The following is a 344-nucleotide window of genomic DNA, read 5'->3' as shown; positions in this document are numbered from 1 at the left end:
CCGGCGGGCGGATGGGTAACAAGGCTTCAGACAAGCTCGCCGAAAGGCTTTATGCCCTGGACCTGCCGATGGGGCGCCTGAAAACAGGTACGCCGCCACGTCTGGACGGACGAACCATCGATTGGGATATTCTTGACCGGCAGGAGGGCGACGATACGCCGGAGATGTTTTCTTTCCTGTCTGATGGCCCATCGGCGCGGCAAATCTCTTGCGGGATTACGCATACCAATACGGCCACTCACAAGATCATCACCGACAACCTGTCGCGTTCCGCGATGTACGGCGGACATATCGAGGGAGTTGGCCCCCGCTACTGTCCTTCGATTGAGGATAAGGTAACACGC

At 58.1% G+C, this 344-nt stretch carries 1 protein-coding gene; it reads left to right on the top strand.

Translation table 11 applies throughout. The features are described from left to right. Positions 1 to 344: FAD-dependent oxidoreductase (locus A3764_RS21955; RefSeq protein ID WP_201722495.1), on the top strand; the 344-nt coding region annotated here is incomplete at both ends.

The organism is Sulfitobacter sp. HI0129 (assembly GCF_001635395.1).
In the GTDB taxonomy this organism is placed as follows: Bacteria; Pseudomonadota; Alphaproteobacteria; order Rhodobacterales; family Rhodobacteraceae; genus Sulfitobacter.
This window is presented reverse-complemented; position numbering and strand designations above follow the sequence as displayed.